At 73.8% G+C, this 19666-nt stretch carries 13 protein-coding genes; 7 read left to right on the forward strand and 6 right to left on the reverse strand.

Annotated features, from left to right (window positions below; translation table 11 throughout):
- Positions 1-13: 13 nt before the first annotated feature.
- Together treS and NHG27_RS12480 are read right to left on the reverse strand one after the other, a co-directional pair.
- Complete coding sequence (gene treS, locus NHG27_RS12475; RefSeq protein WP_497016504.1) at positions 14-1816, reverse strand: maltose alpha-D-glucosyltransferase; 1803 nt, start codon at positions 1814-1816, stop codon at positions 14-16.
- Positions 1813-3921 (reverse strand): alpha-1,4-glucan--maltose-1-phosphate maltosyltransferase, encoded by a 2109-nt coding sequence (locus tag NHG27_RS12480; protein ID WP_497016505.1) that lies wholly within the window; start codon positions 3919-3921, stop codon positions 1813-1815. The genes treS and NHG27_RS12480 overlap by 4 nt, the downstream gene beginning before the upstream one ends.
- A 168-nt stretch (positions 3922-4089) precedes the next feature.
- Here NHG27_RS12480 and glgP point away from each other — a divergent pair, with 168 nt between their 5' ends.
- Positions 4090-6675, forward strand: coding sequence for an alpha-glucan family phosphorylase (gene glgP, locus NHG27_RS12485; protein WP_497016506.1), 2586 nt, complete (start codon positions 4090-4092; stop codon positions 6673-6675).
- A 145-nt stretch (positions 6676-6820) separates the two neighbouring features.
- On the forward strand, positions 6821-7588 hold the full coding sequence (locus NHG27_RS12490) for a hypothetical protein (protein ID WP_193721352.1): 768 nt from the start codon (positions 6821-6823) through the stop codon (positions 7586-7588).
- Between the two features lie 25 nt (positions 7589-7613).
- Here NHG27_RS12490 and NHG27_RS12495 read toward each other — a convergent pair whose 3' ends face one another.
- Positions 7614-9374: an FAD-binding dehydrogenase gene (locus NHG27_RS12495; protein WP_193721353.1), complete on the reverse strand. Its 1761-nt coding sequence runs from the start codon at positions 9372-9374 to the stop codon at positions 7614-7616.
- A gap of 102 nt (positions 9375-9476) precedes the next feature.
- On the reverse strand, positions 9477-11816 hold the full coding sequence (gene glgX / locus NHG27_RS12500; RefSeq protein ID WP_497016507.1) for a glycogen debranching protein GlgX: 2340 nt from the start codon (positions 11814-11816) through the stop codon (positions 9477-9479).
- A 182-nt stretch (positions 11817-11998) separates the two neighbouring features.
- Here glgX and NHG27_RS12505 point away from each other — a divergent pair, with 182 nt between their 5' ends.
- Positions 11999-12808: an electron transfer flavoprotein subunit beta/FixA family protein gene (locus NHG27_RS12505; protein ID WP_193721364.1), complete on the forward strand. Its 810-nt coding sequence runs from the start codon at positions 11999-12001 to the stop codon at positions 12806-12808.
- 11 nt (positions 12809-12819) lie between these two features.
- Complete coding sequence (locus tag NHG27_RS12510) at positions 12820-13797, forward strand: electron transfer flavoprotein subunit alpha/FixB family protein (protein ID WP_321575531.1); 978 nt, start codon at positions 12820-12822, stop codon at positions 13795-13797.
- A 72-nt stretch (positions 13798-13869) separates the two neighbouring features.
- Here NHG27_RS12510 and NHG27_RS12515 read toward each other — a convergent pair whose 3' ends face one another.
- Positions 13870-15009 (reverse strand): phosphotransferase family protein, encoded by a 1140-nt coding sequence (locus NHG27_RS12515; protein ID WP_497016508.1) that lies wholly within the window; start codon positions 15007-15009, stop codon positions 13870-13872.
- A 191-nt stretch (positions 15010-15200) separates the two neighbouring features.
- Here NHG27_RS12515 and NHG27_RS12520 point away from each other — a divergent pair, with 191 nt between their 5' ends.
- On the forward strand, positions 15201-16481 hold the full coding sequence (locus NHG27_RS12520; RefSeq protein ID WP_497016509.1) for a cysteine desulfurase family protein: 1281 nt from the start codon (positions 15201-15203) through the stop codon (positions 16479-16481).
- Positions 16478-17728, forward strand: a complete 1251-nt coding sequence (mnmA, locus tag NHG27_RS12525) for a tRNA 2-thiouridine(34) synthase MnmA (protein WP_497016510.1) — start codon at positions 16478-16480, stop codon at positions 17726-17728. The genes NHG27_RS12520 and mnmA overlap by 4 nt, the downstream gene beginning before the upstream one ends.
- A 7-nt stretch (positions 17729-17735) precedes the next feature.
- Here mnmA and NHG27_RS12530 read toward each other — a convergent pair whose 3' ends face one another.
- The gene (locus NHG27_RS12530; RefSeq protein ID WP_497016511.1) at positions 17736-18296 is read right to left on the reverse strand and encodes an ester cyclase; all 561 of its coding nucleotides are present in this window, start codon (positions 18294-18296) and stop codon (positions 17736-17738) included.
- A gap of 247 nt (positions 18297-18543) precedes the next feature.
- On the opposite strand from NHG27_RS12530, the gene NHG27_RS12535 reads away from it, so the two are divergent.
- Positions 18544-19608: a uroporphyrinogen decarboxylase/cobalamine-independent methonine synthase family protein gene (locus NHG27_RS12535; protein ID WP_497016512.1), complete on the forward strand. Its 1065-nt coding sequence runs from the start codon at positions 18544-18546 to the stop codon at positions 19606-19608.
- The last annotated feature ends 58 nt before the right edge of the window (positions 19609-19666 follow it).

Genomic DNA, 19666 nt, shown 5'->3' on the forward strand with positions numbered 1-19666 from the left:
GGTCGGTGGCCTCCTACGACACCGTGAGCCAGTAGAAGTCCCTCGAGCCCCATGTCATCACGACGTCGCCGTCCTCGCCCACCGAGGGGAACGGTGCACCGCCGAACACGTCCGTGAGCGTCGCGCCCGCGTACTGGGGCAGGTGGACGGTGGCCGTGCGCGCGGTCGCGGCCATGTTCGCGACGCACAGGATGGTCTCGGCCTCGTTGCGGCGCAGGAACGCGAGGATCGACTCGTTGTCCGTCTCGAGCGTGACCTGCTCGCCCGCCCCGAACGCCGGGTGGAGCCTGCGCACCGCGAGCATGCCGTGGACCCAGTGCAGCAACGACGTCGGCTGCGCGAGCTGCCCCTCGACGTTGACGTTGCCGTAGTTGTGCACGAGCGACTGGATCGGCGGCAGGTACAGCTTGCCCGGGTCCGCGGTGGAGAACCCCGCGTTGCGGTCGGGCGTCCACTGCATGGGCGTGCGGACGGCGTCCCGGTCCGGGAGCCAGATGTTGTCACCCATCCCGATCTCGTCGCCGTAGTACAGGCACGGGCTGCCGGGCAGGGACAGCAGCAGGGCGTGCGCGAGCTCGATCTCCTTGCGCGAGTTGTCCAGCAGCGGCGCCAGGCGTCGACGGATGCCGACGTTCGCGCGCATGCGCGGGTCCTGCGCGTACCAGCCGTACATCGACGCGCGCTCCTCGGTCGAGACCATCTCGAGCGTGAGCTCGTCGTGGTTGCGCAGGAACGTGCTCCACTGGGCGCCCGCCGGGATGGGCGGGGTGTCGCGCAGGATGTCGACGACCTGGTTGGCCCGCTGGTCCCGGATCGCGTAGAAGATGCGCGGCATGACGGGGAAGTGGAAGCACATGTGGCACTCGGGTGCGTCCTCGCTGCCGAAGTAGTCGACGACCTCGGCCGGCCACTGGTTCGCCTCCGCGAGGATGATCCGGCCCGGGAACTCGGTGTCGACCATCTCGCGCACGCGGCGCAGGAACGCGTGCGTCTGGGGCAGGTTCTCGCAGTTGGTGCCCTCGGCCTCGAACAGGTAGGGGACCGCGTCGAGCCGGAACCCGTCGACCCCGACCTGGAGCCAGAACCTCGTCACGTCGAGCATGGCGTCCGCGACGCGCGGGTTCTCGAAGTTGAGGTCCGGCTGGTGCGAGAAGAACCGGTGCCAGAAGTACTGGCGCCGCACCGGGTCGAACGTCCAGTTGCTCGTCTCGGTGTCCACGAAGATGATGCGGGCGTCCTCGTAGCGCGTGTTGTCGTCGCTCCACACGTAGAAGTCGCCGTACGGGCCCTCGGGGTCGGCGCGCGACGCCTGGAACCACGGGTGCTGGTCGCTCGTGTGGTTCATGACCAGGTCGATCACGATCCGGATGCCGCGCGAGTGCGCCTCCGCGATGAGCTCCGTGAAGTCGGCCATGGTGCCGTACTGCCCCGCGATCGCCGTGTAGTCCGCGACGTCGTACCCGCCGTCGCGCAGGGGCGACGGGTAGAAGGGCGGCAGCCACAGGGCGTCGATCCCGAGCCACTGGAGGTAGTCGAGGCGCTCGATCAACCCGCGCAGGTCGCCCGAGCCGTCGCCCGACGAGTCGGAGAACGCGCGGACCAGGACCTCGTAGAACACGGCCGTCCTGTACCAGGACGGGTCGGACGACAGACCCGAGCGCTGGGCGAGCGGAGCCGCGGGCTGGCGTCGCGGTGGCAGCGCGCCGACCGGCAGAGGGGCGGTGGTCGGGGCCACGGGGGCCGGGCCCGCAGCCGGGCCGGTCGCCCGCACGCCCGGGCCTGCCGCGGGGCCGCCCGAGTACGGGGAGCTGCTCATGGCGTCCTCACGTGGATGACGTGCGCCACCTGCTCCTGCGGGACGAGCTTGACGTAGACGTCCCGGCCCCAGCCGTAGGAGGCGCCCGAGAGCAGGTCGTGCGCCACGAACTGCTGCTCGGCGTCCAGCCCCAGCGCGCCGAGGTCGAGGTGGACCATCGACTCCTGCGTGCCCCACGGGTCGAGGTTCACGACCACGATCACGGTGTCGGCAGGCTCGACCGCCCCCGTGGGCGACACGCGCTCGGGCAGGTGCCGCGAGAACGCGAGGACGTGGTCGTTGGTCGTGGGGTGGACCGTGAGGTTGCGGAGCTGGCGCAGCGCGGGGTGCTCGCGTCGCACCTCGTTGAGGCGGGTCAGGAGGGCCGAGATGCCGATCTCCTCGGCGAGCGCCCAGTCGCGCGGCCTGTACTCGTACTTCTCGTTGTCGATCTGCTCCTCGACGCCGGGGCGCGGCACGTTCTCGACCAGCTCGTAGCCCGAGTAGATGCCCCACGTGGGCGAGCCGAGCGCTGCGAGCACGGCCCGTACCGCGAATCCCGCGACCCCTCCGTGCTGGAGGTAGGGCGGCAGGATGTCGTGCGTCGTGGGCCAGAAGCTGGGGCGCATGTAGCTCCCTGCGGGCCCCGAGACCTCGGTCAGGTACTCCGCGAGCTCGGTCTTCTCGTTGCGCCACGTGAAGTACGTGTACGACTGGTGGAACCCGATGCGCGCGAGCGTGTGCATCATCGCGGGCTTGGTGAACGCCTCCGACAGGAAGATCACCTCGGGGTTCGTCGCGCGCACCTCGGCCAGCAGCCACTCCCAGAACGGGAGGGGCTTGGTGTGCGGGTTGTCGACGCGGAACGCCGTGACGCCGCGCGCGATCCACACCCGCACCACGCGCAGCACCTCGGCGTAGATGCCCGCCGGGTCGTTGTCGAAGTTCAGCGGGTAGATGTCCTGGTACTTCTTGGGCGGGTTCTCGGCGTAGGCGATCGAGCCGTCGACGCGCGTCGTGAACCACTCGGGGTGCTCGGTGACCCACGGGTGGTCGGGCGAGCACTGGAGCGCGAGGTCGAGCGCGACCTCCATGCCCAGGCGGCGGGCCTCCTTCACGAACGCCTTGAACGAGCGCTCGGTGCCCAGCTCGGGGTGGATCGCGTCGTGCCCGCCGTCCTTCGAGCCGATCGCGTAGGGCGACCCCGGGTCGCCCGGCAGCGCGGTCAGCGAGTTGTTGCGGCCCTTGCGGTGCGTGGTCCCGATGGGGTGCACGGGCGTCAGGTAGACCATGTCGAAGCCCATCGCGGCGATCGCGGGCAGTCGCTTGGCGGCCGTCGTGAACGTCCCGGACCTCCAGGTCCCGTCCTTGAGGCGCCGCGCGCCCTCGGAACGGGGGAACATCTCGTACCAGGCCCCGGCCAGCGCTTGCGGCCGGTCCACCTGCAGGGGGTACGTGCCCGACGGCGTCACGAGGTCCCGCAGGGGAGCGCGCCCCAGGGCCTCGCGCACCTCGGGGGACAGGGCTGCCGCGAGCCGCGCCGGGGAGGGGCGGGAGGCGTCCGCGAGGGCTGCTGCGCCGTCGCGCAGGGTCTTCGCGTCCTGCGGCTCCCGGCCTGCGACGGCGCTGATGCGCTCGAAGAGCGCGACCCCCTCGGCCAGCATGAGCTCGACGTCGACGCCTGCCGCGACCTTGATCGCGGCGTCGTGCGCCCACGTGCCGTACGGGTCGGACCACGCCTCGACCCGGAACGACCAGGCGCCCGGCGCGTCGGGCGAGAGCGTCGCGCGGAAGCGGTCGAGCCCCGGGGCCACGTCGACCATGCGTGCCCACGAGTGGTCCGTGCCGTCGGGGGCGACGAGCACGGCGGTCGCGGCGACGGCGTCGTGCCCCTCGCGGAACACCGTGGCCTCGACCGGGACGACCTCGCCGACCGCGGCCTTCGCGGGCCAGCGACCGCCCTCGACCACGGGCGACACCTCGAGGACCGGGATGCGCCCGATCGGGGCGGCCGGGGCGGTCGGGGGAGCGGGAACGGTCGCCGGAGCGGCGGGGGACACGATCGAGGGGGCGGTCGGTCGGGCCGCCGACGCGGTGGTCACAGGGCTCGTGGAGTTCTCAGGCACGTGCACAACGTATCGAGCGGGACCGAGGTCCGGCACGTGCTGGGCTGGTGTGGCGCGCAACCCGCGGAGCCCGGCCGCCCGACGCACGGGTGAAAGACGCACCGGCCGCCGGGAGCACCTGGTGGGTAGAGGGTGTACAGCGGCCCGCAGTTGCGTACTGTCGGTCCCGTGAGAGCGATCAGACGTTTCACCGTCCGCACCGTCCTGCCCGCCGAGCTGCACGACCTCGACGAGCTGTCCCTCAACCTGCGCTGGTCCTGGCACACCCCGACCTGCGAGCTCTTCTCCGGCATCGACCCGCAACTGTGGGAGTCCGTGAAGCGCGACCCGGTCGCGCTGCTGGGGGCGCTCGGTCCCGACCGCCTCGCGGCGCTCGCGGCCGACCAGGTCTTCGTCGACCGGGTGCGCGCGGCAGCGGCAGACCTGCACCGCTACCTGCAGGACCCCCTCTGGTACCAGGAGCAGGTCGCGGGCGGCGAGGAGCTCCCCGCGGCGATCGCCTACTTCTCGCCCGAGTACGGCATCACCTCGGTCCTGCCGCAGTACTCGGGCGGGCTCGGCATCCTCGCGGGCGACCACCTCAAGAGCGCGTCCGACCTGGGCGTGCCCATCGTCGGCGTCGGGCTGCTGTACGGCGCGGGCTACTTCCGCCAGTCCCTCACGCGCGACGGCTGGCAGGTCGAGACCTACCCGCTGCTCGACCCCGACGGCCTGCCGCTGACGATCCTGCGCGAGGACGACGGCACGCCCGCCCGCGTCTCGATCGACCTGCCCGGCGGGCGCGTGCTGCACGCGCACGTGTGGGTCGCGGCGGTCGGCCGGGTGCCGCTGCTGCTGCTCGACTCCAACGTGCCGGGCAACGACGAGGCAGCCCGCAAGGTCACCGACCGCCTCTACGGTGGCGGCGGCGAGCACCGCCTGCAGCAGGAGCTGCTGCTCGGCGTCGGCGGCGTGCGCGCGCTGCGCGTGTGGTCGCGGCTGACCGGGGCCCCCGAGCCCGAGGTCTACCACACCAACGAGGGCCACGCCGGGTTCCTGGGCGTCGAGCGCATCCGCGAGCTCGTGGCCGGTCAAGGGCTCTCGTTCGACGCGGCGCTCGAGGCCGTGCGGGCCGCGACCGTCTTCACCACGCACACGCCCGTGCCCGCGGGCATCGACCGGTTCGGCCGTGACCTGATCTCGCAGTACTTCGGCGGAGACAACCAGATCCCCGGGATCGACCTCGACCAGGTCCTCGCGCTCGGCGCCGAGGACTACGAGGGCGGCGACCCGACGGTCTTCAACATGGCCGTCATGGGACTGCGCCTGGGCGGGCGCGCCAACGGCGTCTCGCTCCTGCACGGCGAGGTCTCCCGCGGCATGTTCAACGGGCTCTGGCCGGGCTTCGACGCGCGCGAGGTCCCCATCACGTCCGTGACCAACGGCGTGCACTCGCCCACCTGGGTCGACCCCCGGATGGCGGCGCTCGAGGCGGACCGGCTGGGGCTCGACGAGCTCACGGCCGACACGGCGTCGTCGGGATGGCTCGACCCGGCCCGGGTGAGCGACGAGGAGCTGTGGGGCATGCGCCGCGAGCTGCGCGGGCAGCTCGTCGACGAGGCCCGCAACCGGCTGCGCAGGTCCTGGCGCGAGCGCGGGGCCAGCCCCGCCGAGCTCGGCTGGGTCGACGACGCGCTCTCGCCCGACGTCCTGACCATCGGGTTCGCGCGCCGCGTGCCCACCTACAAGCGCCTCACGCTCATGCTGCGCGACCCGGATCGCCTGCGCTCGCTGCTGCTCGACCCCGAGCGGCCCGTCCAGCTCGTCGTCGCCGGCAAGTCCCACCCCGCCGACGACCAGGGCAAGCGCCTCATCCAGCAGCTCGTCCGGTTCACCGACGAGCACGACGTGCGCGGTCGCATCGTGTTCCTGCCGAACTACGACATCGGGATGGCGCAGTCGTTGTACCCGGGCTGCGACGTGTGGCTCAACAACCCGCTGCGCCCGCTCGAGGCCAGCGGCACGTCGGGCATGAAGTCCGCGCTCAACGGCGGTCTCAACCTGTCGATCCTCGACGGGTGGTGGGACGAGTGGTACGACGGCGAGAACGGCTGGGCCATCCCGACGGCCGACGGCGTCGAGGACAACGACCGGCGGGACGACCTCGAGGCGGCCGCGCTGTACGACCTCGTCGAGACCCAGGTCGCGGCCCGGTTCTACGACCGTGACGAGCGGGGCGTGCCGGTGCGCTGGCTCCAGATGGTGCGGCACACGCTCGCGACCCTGGGACCGAAGGTCCAGGCCACGCGCATGGTCGCCGACTACGTGCACCGCCTGTACGGGCCCGCCGCGGTCGTGGGGCGCACGCTCAACGGGCCGGGGTTCGGGCCTGCGCGCGAGCTCGCCGAGTGGAAGCAGCACGTGCGCGGCGACTGGTCGCACGTACGGGTCGACCACGTCGAGTCGAGCGGGGTCCGCGAGGTGCCGCAGGTCGGCGACCTCCTGTCCGTGCGGGCCTACGTGTCGCTCGGGAACCTGTCGCCCGACGACGTCGAGGTGCAGGTGGTGCACGGGCGGGTGACGGAGGCCGACGTGATCGAGTCGTTCACGGCCGAGCCGCTCGAGCTCGCCGAGACCTACGAGGGCGGGCGGGCGGCGTTCGCCCGGGCCGTGCGCCTGGAGGCGTCGGGCGCGTTCGGGTACACCGTGCGGATCGTGCCCCGGCACGAGGGGCTCGCGAGCGTCGCGGAGCTGGGGCTGGTCGCGAACGCCTGACCGCCCTCGGTACCGAGGTGGAGGCCTGCCGCCCGGACAGCGGGCTGCAGGCCTCCGTCTCGTCGCCAGGCATTCCGTGGAGGACCGTCGTCGCGTCCGGGGGCGGCGGCTGGCCGGGCGCCCTCGCCGCGGCTAGGTTCGCCTCATGCCCGACGACGCCGCTCACCGCCCCGACCTCCCGCCGCCCTTCCCGGGGGTCGCCTGGGACGACGACCCGTCGGCCGGGGACTGGATCGGGCCTCGCCTGGGGAAGTGGGCGACCGTGGCGTCGTGCGTGCCGTCAGGGTTCGCGGCGTACGCGCGCATCCCCGACACGCCCGCGTGGGCCGTGGGGGACGAGGGCATGGGGTCGCTCTACCTGGGGGCCGGCCCGGCCGCTGCGGGACCCGAGCAGATGGACCTTCTCCTCGAGGTCCTCGCGCCGTTCACGGGCGACCAGGGGTGCCACTTCGCGCTGTGGACCGGGTACGGGTGGCTGTACGACCACGGGACACGGCCCGAGGACTCGACGTCGTACGCCGTGCTGACGTACGCGATCGACGACGTGGGTGAGGGGGACGCGCCGGGCTCGTCGCTCGCCCTGGCGCAGGCGGAGGCCGAGGCCCGGGTGCGAGCGCTGCGGGCCGCGCACCAGGTCGAGCGGCCCTCGGCGCCGATGCTCGCGCTGCCGCACCGCGACTACCACCTGTGGCACGGCCCGCTCGCGCAGGCGACGGCCTTCGCCACGCTCCAGCAGTCGCCGAACCTGTGGTGGCCCGACGACCGGTCGTGGTTCGTGTGCAGCGAGATCGACAGCGTGGCCACCGACCTCGGGGGCAGCGAGGAGCTCGTCGAGGCACTGCTCGCGGTGCCCGGGCTGCGTGCGGCGCGCGTGAGCCCGACGGACCGCGTGCAGGGCCCGACGGACTGGTGACGGGCGCACGCGCTGGTCCGCGGCGCTACAGGCTGCGCGCGAGCGCGCGCCCCACGGTCCGCCCCGAGAACAGGCACCCGCCGAGGAACGTCCCCTCGAGCGCCCGGTGGCCGTGCACGCCACCGCCGCCGAACCCGGCGGCCTCGCCCGCGGCGTACAGCCCCTCGAACACCGAGCCGTCGGGGTGCAGCACGCGGCCCTCGGTGTCGGTGTGCAGGCCGCCGAGCGTCTTGCGGGTGAGCACCGAGAGCCGGACCGCGAGCAGGGGCCCGTCCTGGGGCGTCGTGAGCGGGCGGGGCGGGGACACGCGGATGACGCGGTCGACGAAGAACTTGCGGGCCATCGCGGTCGCCACGACCTGGTGGTCCTTGCCGAGCCCCGACCGCACCTGCTCGTCGCGCAGCCGCACGAGCCGTTCGAGCTCTGCCGCGTCGATGTGACCCTGCGACCCGGGGGTCGCCGCCGTGAGGGCGTTCATCCCGGCCGCGAGCTCGGTCGGGGTCTGGCCCCACACGAACTCGGGGGACTCGGCCGCGAACCGTGCGACCGGCCCGACGGCCCCGGGCAGGACCCGTTGCGCGAGGAGCCGCACGCTGCGACCGGTCAGGTCGGGGTTCTGCTCCGAGCCCGACAGCGCGAACTCGCTGTCCATGATGGCCTTGTTGAGCACGAACCAGGAGTGGTCGTCGGCGCGGCCCGTGACGTGCTGGAGCGATCCCAGCGCGTCGAACCCGGGGAAGAGGGGGGAGGGCAGCCGGTGGCCGTGCGCGTCGACCCACAGCGACGAGGGGCCGGGCAGGATGCGGATGCCGTGGTCGGTCCACACGGGCGAGTGGTTCGCGATGCCCTCGGGGTAGTGCCACATGCGGTCCTCGTGGACCAGGGCCGCGCCCGCGTCGCGTGCGACGCCGAGCATCAGGCCGTCGGTCGAGTCGGGCACGCCCGAGAGCATGCGCGCGGGCAGCACCCCGGCGGACGCGGGCCAGTGCGAGCGGACCAGGTCGTGGTTCGCGCCGATCCCCCCGGAGGCGACGACGACGGCGCTCGCGGACAGCTCGACCTCGCCCACGACGTCGCGCACCGAGGGCACCCCACGTCCGACCGGGTCGTCGGCAAGGACTTCCGCCCGCACCCCGGTGACGGCGCCGTCGGTCACCACGAGCCCGGTCACCCGGTGACGGAAGCGGACGTCGAGCAGTCCCGCGGCGCGGGCGTCGAGGGCTGCGCGCACGAAGGGTTCGAGGATGCCGGGACCCGTCCCCCACGTGACGTGGAAGCGCGGCACGCTGTTGCCGTGGCCCCCCGCGGGGTAGCCACCCCGCTCGGCCCACTGGACGAGCGGGAACCAGCGCACCCCCTTGGCGTGCAGCCACGGGCGCAGGTCACCTGCGGCGAAGTCGACGAAGCCCTGGGCCCAGGCGTAGCCCCAGCGGTCGGGGCCCTGGCCCTCGGCGGCCCCGGGGGCGAAGTTCGCCGAGCCCAGCCAGTCGTCGAACGCGAGGTCGGGGGAGTCCTTGACGCCCAGACGGCGCTGCTCGGGGGAGTCGACGAGGAACAGCCCGCCGAAGGACCACCAGGCCTGGCCGCCCAGGCTCGCGGCGGGTTCCTGGTCGAGCAGGATCACGCGTCGGCCCGCGGCCGTGAGCTCGGTCGCGGCGACGAGCCCGGACAGGCCCGCGCCGACGACCACGACCTCGGCCGAGTCGGTCGGGCCGGGGCTGGGAGCGCTCCCGTGCGTCGGGGCGGAGGAGGGCGTGCCGGGGATGCTGACGTCGTTGTCACTCATGCGCAGAGACTAGACCCCGCGCCGTCTGCGAGGTAGAGGCTTCGCGTCGAGGCGGCGGTCCGGAGCCCTCCGCATCACCGCGAGCCCTCTGCCCCGGCGCCCTCAGCGGTGGTCGGTCGAGACGTAGACCTGCAGGCTGAGCGGCTCCAGCAGCGCGGCCGCACCCTGCCCACCGAGCACCTCCGGGGCCCCCTCCCGGGCGCGCTCGGCCGGGTGCTCCCAGTCGGAGTCCCACACGAGGTCCCACGCGGGCGCCCGCCCGTCCCCGACGGGCCCGGTGCCCGGGTCCCCGCCCGCCTCGTCGGCCTCGTCGGCCGGCCCGCCGGCCGTCCGCCCCGGCACGTCCGCGAGCACGACCTCGACCGTGTCGAGCGACCCGTTGAGCACGAGGAGCACGTCGTGGTCCCCGGCGCGCGGACCCGTGCGCAGCATCTGCAGGACGCGGAAGCCGGGGTCGTGCCAGGCCGCGTGGTCGAGGGGGTGGCCTGCGGCGTCGAACCACGCGAGGTCCGGCACCGCGTCCCCGGCGGCGTGCCGCGGCCGACCGTGGAAGAACGTCTCGCTGCGCAGCGCGGCGTGCTCGCGGCGCAGGGCCAGGAGGTGGGTCGTGGTCGCGAGCAGGTCCTTGCGCCAGGGCGACAGGTCCCAGCTCACCCACGACACGGGCCCGTCCTGGCAGTACGCGTTGTTGTTGCCGCGCTGGGTGCGTCCCATCTCGTCGCCCGCGGTGAGCATGGGAGTGCCTGCCGCGAGGACCTGGGTCGCCATGAGGTTGCGGATCGAGCGGCGGCGCAGGGGCGCGATCTCGACGCCCGGCTCGAGCCCCTCGATCGTCGCGTCCTCGTTCGCCAGCCGCCCTTCGACGCCGTGGTTCCAGGACCGGTTGTCGTCGCTGCCGTCGCGGTTGCCCTCGCCGTTGGCCTCGTTGTGCTTGTGCTCGTAGGCGACGAGGTCGGCGAGCGTGAACCCGTCGTGCGCGGTGACGAAGTTGATCGAGGCCACGGGCCCGCGCATGAGAGGCGGGTCGCTGTGGCCGAAGAGGTCCGCGGACCCGGCCAGACGGGTCGCGAGCTCGCGCACGCCCTGGCCGGGGCGTCCGTGCGAGGCCTCGCGCGGGTCGGCGAGCCAGAACTGGCGCACGGCCCCGCGGAAGCGGTCGTTCCACTCGGCCAGGGGGGCCGGGAACTGGCCGGTGCGCCAACCACCGGGGCCGACGTCCCAGGGCTCCGCGACCAGCTTGAGCCCGTTCAGGACCGGGTCGGTCTGGAGCGCGACGAGGAACGGGTGGTCGGGGTCGAACCCCGTGGGCCCGCGGGCCAGGGTCACGGCGAGGTCGAACCGGAAGCCGTCGACGCCGACCTCCTGCGCCCACCAGCGCAGCGAGTCGAGCGTCATCTGCACCACGCGGGGGCGGCGGAAGTCGAGGCTGTTCCCCGTCCCGGTGACGTCGGCCAGCCGGGCCGGGGTCGCGCCGTCGTGCAGGTAGTGCACGGGGTTGTCGAGACCGCGCCACGACAGGTGCGGCCCGTCGGCGCCGCCCTCGCACGTGTGGTTGTGCACGACGTCGAGGATCACCTCGAGCCCGGCCTCGTGCAGCAGGTGCACCATGCCGCGCACCTCGTCGACGACGGCGCCGGGCCCGGCCTCCTGCGCGGCCCGCGTCGCGTACGGGGCATGGGGGGCGAAGAAGCCTGCGGTCGAGTACCCCCAGTAGTTCGTCAGGCCCTTGGCGACCAGGTGCGGCTCGGTGAGGAAGGCGTGGATCGGCAGGAGCTCGACCGTCGTGACGCCCAGGTCCTTGAGGTGCGCGATCGTCGCAGGGTGCGCGAGGCCCGCGTACGTGCCGCGCAGGTCCTCGGGCACCGCGTCGAGCCGCATGGTCAGGCCCCGCACGTGGGCCTCGTAGACGACCGTGTCGGCCCACGGGACGTGCGGGCGACGCACGGGTGCGTGCCCCGTGCGCGGGGCGACGACGACCGAGTGCGGCACGTGCGCGGCCGAGTCCCGCGGGTCGGCGGGACCGTAGACGTCCCCCACGAGAGCCCCTGAGGCGTCGCGCTCGACCACGTGCCCCCGCGTCGAGGGGTCGTCGTCGAGCTCGCCCACGAGCCCGTGCGCGTACGGGTCGAGGAGCAGCTTCGCCGGGTTGTACCGGAGACCGGCCGCGGGGTCCCACGGCCCCTCGGCCCGGAAGCCGTAGCGCTGCCCCTCGCCCACACCCGGGACGTGACCGTGCCAGACGCCGTAGGTCGGCCCGTCGAGGGCGACGCGGCGCTCGCGGAGCTCGCCGTCGGGCGAGACGTCGAGCAGGCACAGGTGCACGGCGCTCGCGTGCGACGCGAGCACGGCGACGTCGACACCGTCACCGGCGAGGTGGACACCGAGAGGCGGGACCGGACCGTGGGAGGGGCGGGGGCGGGGAGCGGGGACGAGCGTCGGCACCACTCCATTGTGCGGCCCGCACGTGGACGCCTTGTGCTCACCAGGTGGTCGTCCGCGAGATCTCACCCGGTTGTGCCGCGCTGGCCGGTAGGGTTTCGCCTGTGCCACACCTTCCCCGGAAGGGGCGTGGCATGCGGGTACCCCCCGGGTCCACCGTCGTCCCAACCACGGAGCACATCACGATGAGGATCGTCGTCGCCGTCAAGTACGTTCCCGATATCCACGCCGACCGGCGGTTCGACGCCGGGCGTGTGGTGCGATCGTCCGAGGAGGGGACCCTCAACGAGCTCGACGAGAACGCGATCGAGGCCGCGCTGCGCATCGTCGAGTCGCTGCCCGAGGACGAGCAGGCGACCTCCGAGGTCGTCGTCCTGACCATGGCCGGCCCGGAGGCCGACACCGCGATCCGCAAGGCGTTCCAGATGGGCGTCGGCCGCGGGGTGCGCGTCAGCGACGAGGCGCTCGCGGGCTCGGACTACTTCGGCACGGTCCGTACGCTCGCCGCAGCGATCCGCCGGCTCGAGCAGGAGGGGCCGGTCGACCTCGTCCTGACGGGCATGGCCGCCCTCGACGGGCTCGGCTCCGTGGTCCCCGTGCTGCTCGCGGCCGAGCTCGACCTGCCGCAGCTCACGCTCGCGGGCAAGCTCGAGGTCGACACCGAGGCACGTACGGCCCAGGTCACGCGCGAGCTGGACGACGCGCTCGAGGTGCTCTCCGCCCCCCTGCCGGCCGTGGTCAGCGTGACCGACCACGCGAACTGGCCGCGCTTCCCCAACTTCAAGCTCATCATGGCCGCGCGGACGCAGCCGATCGACGTCTGGGACCTTGCGGACCTGGGGCTGGACCCCGCGACCGTGGGCGACGCCGGGGCCCGCACCCGCGTCCTCGCCGCCACGCCCCGCCCGCCGCGCCCCGAGGTCGAGGTCGTCGTCGACAAGGGCGAGGGCGGTCGCGCGCTGGCCGAGTTCCTCATCCGCAACGACCTGGTCTGAGAGGGAACACCGTGACCACCAACGTCCTCGTCCTGCTCGACTCCCCGCAGACCCAGCTCCGGTCCGCGGCCCTCGAGCTCCTCACCATCGCCCGCAGCCTCGGCCGCCCCAAGGCCGTGGCGCTCGCCAGCCCCAGCGTCACGACGCTCGCGCAGCTCGGCGCCTACGGGGTGGACACCGTCCTCCAGGCCGAGCTGCCCACGTCGTTGAGCAAGGACGACGCCCACCTCACGGCGGTCGTCTCGGCGACCCTCGCGACCGCGGTGCGCCGCGCGCACGCGGACATCGTCCTTCTCTCGGCGACGTTCCCCAACAAGGAGGCCGCAGCCCGGCTCGCCTACGAGCTGGGTGCGGGCCTCGTGATCGACGCCGCCGCGGTCCGTGCGGAGGACGGCAAGGCGGTGGGCCACAAGCGGGTCTTCGCCGGGTCGTGGGACACCTCGTGCGAGGTCGTCACCGAGCAGGCCGTGTTCACGGTCCGCGCGAACTCCGTCGTGCCGGAGCCTGCCGAGTCCTCGGTCGAGACCGAGGTCATCGGGTTCCCGGTCGAGCTGCCGGCGTCGGCGACCGGCGTCACGGTCGTCTCCCGCGAGGAGAAGCCGGTCGTCGAGGGCGGGCGCCCCGCACTGGCCGAGGCCGCGACCGTCGTCGCGGGCGGCCGTGGCACCGACGGCGACTTCGGTCCCATCGAGGAGCTGGCCGACGTGCTGGGCGCCGCGGTCGGCGCGACGCGCGACGCGGTCTACGAGGGCTGGTTCGACACGTTCATCGGTCAGACCGGCGTGACGATCGCCCCGCGCCTGTACATCGGCGCCGGGATCTCCGGCGCCCCGCACCACCGCGGCGGCATGCAGGCCTCGCAGGTCATCGTCGCGGTGAACAACGACTCGGACAGCCCGCTGTTCGAGATCGCGGACTTCGCGGTCGTGGGCGACCTGGCCGAGGTCCTGCCGCAGGCCGCGCAGGTCCTGCGCGAGCACAAGGGCTGACCTCCGGGACGACCTCTCGACGAACGCCCCGGCGGGCACGACCAGCCGGGGCGTTCGCACGTCCCCGGCGGGTCAGAGGCCGAGGTGCTCGAGCCAGGCGAGCGCCGAGACCGCCCGCCCCAGGGTGACGGTCGGTTGGCAGGGGTTCGACCGTGGGGCCGGTCTCCGGGCGAGGTCCATGTTGTAGCCGGCGAAGCCGCTCAGGATCGACCGGAGGTCCGCCGGGTGCACGTCGGCACCCAGGGGGTGGTCGTCGAACACCGCGGTGAGCCAGGCCCCGGCCCGTTCGGCGTCGTCCCAGATCACCGCAGGTGCTCCGCCGTCGGTCGGGACGTGCACGTCGACCGGGTCGAACACGCCGGCGACGCCCTGGGCGCCGACCGTGACCAGGAGGTTGGCCAGGTCGAGCCATCCGGCCCCGCGCATGGCGTAGGGCCAGTCGAGGACGTAGACCTTGTCGTCCGTGACCGCGAGGTTCCGGGCCTGCATGTCGCCGTGGACGATCGACTCGCCCTCGCACGCGACGAGCACGCCGAGCTCGACCTCTGCGAGCGACGTCAGGCGGCGCGCGGCCCAGGGAGACAGCGTCGGCAGGTGCTCGTAGGGCTCGCGGACGAGCCGGCCCCACCCGGTCGTGGCGGAGGCGACCTGCGGCCCGGCCGGCGGCAGGGGGATCTGCCGGGCGCCCGGGACGCGGGCGAGGTCGTCGAGGGTGTCGAGCACCCGTGCGAGGACCGCAGGCTGCCACGGGGTCTGGGGCGGGAACCCGTCGACGGCCTCGTACGCGAGCACGATCCAGTCACCGTCGCCGTGCCCCCACAGGAACCGGGGGGTGGGGACGGCCGTGGGGAGCCGCACGGTGATGTGCGCCTCGGCGCGGTGCAGGTCTGCGCACTCGGGGGCGTCGCGCGTGCGGGCCGCCTTGAGGAACACCTGCTCGCCCGTCGACAGCCGCAGCAACGAGCCCATGCCCGGGCTGAAACCGCTGACGACGCTGATCTCCTCGAGCACGCGGGCGTCCATGGTCGCCTCGAGCTCGTCGCGGAGCTCGCGGGGCAGCTGCGCCCACCGCAGGCGGTCGCTCGCGTGGGCGCGCGGGTCCTGCGGGTAGAGGACGACGCGGGTGGACGTGACGTCGTCGGGCGCGGGAGTGGGGTCCTCCGAGGCGCACGGCGGCACCTGCGGTGGGGCGGTCGAGACGTCGCCGTTCATGCCGTCACCCCTGGAGCACGACGGGTCGTGGCAGGGTGACGACGAGGTTCCCGAGGGCGAACGAGCATCCGTCAAGATATCGGTTTTTCCTGTGCTGTCCAGCGTTCCTCCACACACGTCGCGGGTGACGACCACATCGTGGCCTCGACGGTCGCGAATACCTTCGTAGACTGGACGACTGTGATCGCCCGATGACTTCACCCAGCTCGCCCGCGGTACCCGCGCCCGGCGCCTACCTCGACCATGCTGCCACGACTCCCATGTCGCCAGCTGCCCTCGAGGCGTTCGTCGCCGAGCTCACGGCGACGGGCAACCCCTCGTCGCTGCACGCCGCGGGCCGGTCCGCGCGTCGCGTCGTCGAGGAGTCGCGCGAGGCCGTGGCCGCCGCTCTCGGTGCGCGCCCGAGCGAGGTGATCTTCACCGCGGGGGGCACCGAGTCCGACAACCTCGCGATCAAGGGGCTGTTCTGGGGCCGACGGACCACGGAGCCCCGCCGTCGACGCATCCTGGTGTCGGCCGTCGAGCACCACGCGGTGCTGGACCCGGCGTTCTGGATGGCCGAGCACACGGGCGCGGAGATCGTCCTGCTGCCCGTCGACGAGGAGGGCCGGCTCGACCTCGACGCGCTGCGCGCCGAGCTCGCGGCCAAGGGCGACGAGGTCGCGCTCATCTCCGTCATGTGGGCCAACAACGAGGTCGGCACGATCCAGCCCGTCCAGGAGGTCGTCCAGATCGCGCGCCCCTACGGCATCCCCGTGCACTCCGACGCGGTGCAGGCGGTCGGGCAGGCGCCGGTCGACTTCGCGGCGAGCGGCCTCGACGCGCTGACCCTCACAGGTCACAAGCTCGGCGGCCCCATGGGCGTCGGCGCCCTGGTCGCCAAGCGCGGTCTGCCGCTGACCCCGGTGCTGCACGGGGGTGGGCAGGAGCGCGGCGTGCGCTCCGGCACCCTGGACACGCCGGCCATCCGGGCGTTCGCGGTCGCCGTGACGGAGGCCGTCGCGGCCCGGGCCGCTCGTGCCGAGCACCTCGCGGCGTTGCGCGACGACCTGGTCCGGGGCGTGCGCGCCGCGGTGCCGGACGCCGTGCTGCGGGGACCGGACCCGTCGACCGAGGCATCCGCCCGCCTCCCGGGCAACGCCCACTTCACGTTCCCCGGGTGCGAGGGCGACTCGCTGCTCTACCTGCTCGACTCGGCGGGCGTGCAGACGTCCACGGGCTCGGCGTGCCAGGCCGGGGTGCCGCAGCCCTCGCACGTCCTGCTCGCGATGGGCGTCTCCGAGGAGGACGCGCGCGGCGCGCTGCGGTTCTCGCTCGGCGCCACCTCGACGAGCACCGACGTCGAGCGCCTCCTGGCGGCCCTGCCCCAGGCGGTCGCCCGGGCGCAGGCCGCAGGGCTCGCGTCCTCGGGGCGTCCCGCGGGAACGGCCCGGGAGAGCACGACCACCACGACCGGGAGGAGGCCCGCATGAGGGTCCTGGCAGCGATGTCCGGCGGGGTGGACTCCGCCGTCGCGGCCGCACTGGCGGTCGAGGCCGGCCACGAGGTCGTCGGCGTGCACATGGCCCTGTCCCGCAACCGTGAGCAGTTCCGCGCCGGTTCGCGCGGCTGCTGCTCGATCGAGGACGCGGGCGACGCCCGCCGCGCCGCCGACGTGCTGGGCATCCCGTACTACGTGTGGGACCTCTCGGAGCGGTTCGAGGACACGGTCGTCGCGGACTTCCTGTCCGAGTACGAGGCCGGACGCACGCCCAACCCGTGCGTGCGCTGCAACGAGCACATCAAGTTCGAGGCGCTGCTCGACAAGGCCACGGCGCTGGGCTTCGACGCGGTCGCCACGGGCCACTACGCGCAGGTCGTGACGCGCCAGGTCACGCAGACCGGGCCCGACGGCGCCCCCGTGACCCGCACGGTCCGCGAGCTGCACCGATCGCCCAACGAGGCCAAGGACCAGTCGTACGTGCTCGCGGTGATGGGCCAGGAGCGGCTGGCCCGCTCGATCTTCCCGCTGGGCGGCTTCACGTCCAAGGACGAGGTCCGCGCGGAGGCCGAGCGACGGGGCCTGTCCGTGTCGAACAAGCCCGACTCCTACGACATCTGCTTCGTGTCCGACGGCGACACCCAGGGCTTCCTCAAGGCACGCCTCGGTGCGCGCACGGGCGAGATCGTCGACACGTCGGGCGAGGTGCTGGGCGAGCACGAGGGCGCCTACGCGTTCACGGTCGGCCAGCGCAAGGGCCTGGCCCTCGGGCGCCCGGCCGCGGACGGCAGGCCCCGCTACGTGCTCGAGGTCGAACCCGTCTCCAACCGGGTCGTCGTGGGCCCCGCCGAGCTGCTCACGGTCGACCGCATCGAGGGCGACCGGTCGGTCTGGCTCGCGGACGACGTCCTCGCCGACGCGGGGTGGGCGCCCGACGCGACGGGTCCCCGGGCGGCCTCCGGCTGGTTCGAGGCGTCCGTCCAGGTCCGCGCCCACGGGGCGCCGGTCCCCGCGCGGGTGCGCGCCGTCGTCGGGCCGGCGGACGGTGAGGGCGAGCCGGCCGACGCGACCGGGTCGCGTGCCCAGGGAAGCCGCATGGAGGTCGAGCTCACGGGTGAGACGCTGCGCGGCGTGGCCGCAGGGCAGTCGCTCGTGGTCTACCAGGGCACGCGGGTGATCGGGCAGTCGACCGTCCAGCGCGCCCACCGGGCCCGGCGCGCGCCGGGCGCCGCCCGCTGACCGGGCCTCATGCCACGACCGGGACGTTGCTCCCCACCGCGGCGCCCGGCCGGGTCGCTGCGACGACCGCGCTCGTCGGGACGACCGCGTGCTCGCTGAGCTCGCGCACGAGCCACGCGTCGTCGCGCACCGCCCAGTGCTCGGCCTCGCGACCGTCCACGAAGCGCAGCATGTGCATCTCGCGGACCGTGAAGTGACGACCCGTGGGCGCCAGACCACGGAAGAACCCCGTGTGCCGTGCGCTGAACGCGACGTGCAGCGCGACCAGGTCGCCCTCGGCGACCGCGTGCAGCACCTCGACGTGCTGGTCGGAGAACGCGTCCGAGAACCAGTGCATGGCCGCGACCAGGCCCTCGAGCCCGCCCGAGCAGCCGGGGGCCGGGTCGTGGTTGTGGAAGTCGGCCGCGACGAGCGCCGCGAGCGCCTGGGCGTGGTTCCCGGGGATGGCCTGGGTGTGCACCGCGATCGCGGCCGCCTTGTTGGTCGCGGTGACGGGGGTGGTCGCCGTCGCTTCGTGCCGGCCGTCGGGAGCGGTGGCCCCGGTCGCCTCGTGCTTGCTGCTGCTCATGTCCGCCTCGCTCGTCCGGCGGGGTCGGTCCAGCGGCCACCGCGTCGTCACGGTCTGTGGTGCATACTCATCAGCCTTCACTCGGAGAGAGGGAGAAGGCAAGGGTTCGTGCGGGTGATGCCGGGGTGAGATCGTCGCGGGACGGCACCGGCACCTGCAGGACGGGCGGACCGGCGGACCCGTCGCCCAGGACACCGCGCAGCACACCGCACAGCAGGGCACGTCGAACAGCAAGGAGACTCAGGACATGACGTCAGTCAGCGGGCACGGGCCGTGGCCCGGCGGCGAGGGTACCGACGTCCTCGAGGCGCAGCAGATGATCTTCGGGGACCTCGCGGAGGTCCCCACGGGCGTGACGCCCGTACCGTTCCTGGCGCGGCTTCCCCAGCGCGGACCGGGAGCCGACGCCGTGGGGCGCACCGCGACCCTGCTCGCGGACCTGCCGGTCGAGATCGGGCCGCACGGCTGGCGGCTCGCGGACCGCTCGGGCATGGACGAGCGGCGGGCGCAGGCGTTCCTGCGCGAGGACCTCGGGGCGCTCGCGATCGCGGGGCACGGGTACGTCGGGCCGCTCGCGGTGTCGGTCGTCGGGCCGTGGACGCTCGCGGCCGAGCTGTACCTGACCCGCGGCGACCGCGTCCTGGCCGACCGCGGGGCCGCGGCGGATCTCGCGGAGTCGCTCGCCGTCGGGCTGCGCGCCCACCTCGACGAGGTGCGCCGCCAGGTGCCCGGGGCCGAGCTCGTGGTGCAGGTCTCGGAGCCGTTGCTCGCGCAGGTCAACGCAGGGGTGCTGCCCACCTTCTCGGGGTACTCGCGCCTGCGCGCGGTCGAGGGACCGGACATCGTCGCGGGGCTCGAGACCGTGGTGAAGGCCGTGCGGGACGCGGGGGCGCGCAGCGTCGTGCACGTGGGGCCCGCGTGGGTCGGGATCGCGCCCGTGGTCCTCGCCGGGGCCGACGCCGTGGGCCTCGACCTGGCGGCGCGCGCCGACGGCTGGGACGAGAAGGGCTGGGAGCTGGCCGCGCGCGCGGTCGAGCGCGGGACCCGGATCTGGGCCGGGCTGCCGCCCGCGAAGGTCTCGCAGTGCTCGGGGCCGAACCTCGGCGAGCTGGCCTCGCTCGTGACCGTGCCGTGGCGCCGGATCGGCCTGCCCGCCGCAGGGCTCGACGACGTCACGCTCCTCGCGGCGCCCCGTGCGGGCGGCGTGGGGCTGGGTTCGGGCCAGCGGCTCGGGAGCATCGACGAGAACCGGGCGATGCTCGGCAACCTCGGGCGGGTCGCGGAGATGCTCGCGGAGCGCGCGCAGGACTGACGGGGCCCTGCTGTCCCCGTCGGCCCTGTCGGCTGTTGCGGCCGTGGCGGCGCCGGTG

This window comes from Oerskovia sp. 140933, assembly GCF_059651515.1.

What these genes read in the sequence shown, in the direction of transcription:
- treS (WP_497016504.1), bottom strand. Translation starts at nt 1,816, where the DNA reads ATGAGCAGCTCCCCGTACTCGGGCGGCCCCGCGGCAGGCCCGGGCGTG.
- NHG27_RS12490 (WP_193721352.1), top strand. Translation starts at nt 6,821, where the DNA reads ATGCCCGACGACGCCGCTCACCGCCCCGACCTCCCGCCGCCCTTCCCG.
- NHG27_RS12495 (WP_193721353.1), bottom strand. Translation starts at nt 9,374, where the DNA reads ATGAGTGACAACGACGTCAGCATCCCCGGCACGCCCTCCTCCGCCCCG.
- NHG27_RS12505 (WP_193721364.1), top strand. Translation starts at nt 11,999, where the DNA reads ATGAGGATCGTCGTCGCCGTCAAGTACGTTCCCGATATCCACGCCGAC.
- NHG27_RS12515 (WP_497016508.1), bottom strand. Translation starts at nt 15,009, where the DNA reads ATGAACGGCGACGTCTCGACCGCCCCACCGCAGGTGCCGCCGTGCGCC.
- NHG27_RS12520 (WP_497016509.1), top strand. Translation starts at nt 15,201, where the DNA reads ATGACTTCACCCAGCTCGCCCGCGGTACCCGCGCCCGGCGCCTACCTC.
- mnmA (WP_497016510.1), top strand. Translation starts at nt 16,478, where the DNA reads ATGAGGGTCCTGGCAGCGATGTCCGGCGGGGTGGACTCCGCCGTCGCG.
- NHG27_RS12530 (WP_497016511.1), bottom strand. Translation starts at nt 18,296, where the DNA reads ATGAGCAGCAGCAAGCACGAGGCGACCGGGGCCACCGCTCCCGACGGC.
- NHG27_RS12535 (WP_497016512.1), top strand. Translation starts at nt 18,544, where the DNA reads ATGACGTCAGTCAGCGGGCACGGGCCGTGGCCCGGCGGCGAGGGTACC.